This is a genomic window from Streptosporangium nanhuense (genome assembly GCF_059358815.1).
This window is the reverse complement of the sequence record NZ_JCADBG010000133.1, coordinates 1-642: the sequence shown is the minus strand read 5'-3', so window position 1 is coordinate 642 and position 642 is coordinate 1. Positions and strand designations below refer to the sequence as shown.

Annotated in this window: 1 protein-coding gene; it reads left to right on the top strand. The window is 70.2% G+C overall.

Annotation, left to right across the window (positions count from 1 at the left end):
• Positions 1–6: 6 nt before the first annotated feature.
• The coding region (locus AC5L38_RS44345; RefSeq protein ID WP_495248847.1) for a nucleotide disphospho-sugar-binding domain-containing protein at positions 7–642 on the top strand (636 nt) is incomplete at its 3' end.

The window sequence follows — 642 nt, the reverse complement described above, 5'->3', positions numbered from 1 at the left end:
CGGGTGGTGAACGACCCGATGATCGGGGAGCTGACCGCGTTCTGCCGGCACTGGGAACCGGACCTGGTGATCTGGGAGCCGGTCACCTACGCCGGGGCGATCGCGGCCAAGGCGTGCGGGGCCGCGCACGCCCGCATGCTGTGGAGCCTGGACCTGTTCGCGAGGATGCGCGGCCACTACCTGCGTGTCCGGCAGGAGCACGCCCCGCACGAGCGTGACGCGATGGCCGAGTGGCTCGGCGCCCGCTCCGCGAAGGCCGGCACCACCTTCTCCGAGGAGATGACCAGCGGCCACTTCACCATCGACCCCACCCCGACCTCGCTGCGGCTGGATGTGCCTCTCACCTACCTGCCGTTGCGTTACATCCCCTACAACGGCACCGCGGTCATCCCGCCCTGGTTGCACGCCCCGCCCGCCAAGCCCCGGGTGTGTCTCACCCTGGGCACCTCCGCCACCGAACGCCTCGACGGCTACTCGGTGTCGGTCCAGGACATCCTCACCCACCTCGCCGACCTCGACATCGAGATCGTCGCCACCCTGCCGGAGAAACAGCAGGCCGAACTCCACCACGTCCCGGCCAACACCCGCCTGGTCTCCTTCGTCCCCCTGCACGCCCTCGCCCCCACCTGCTCCGCCGTGATC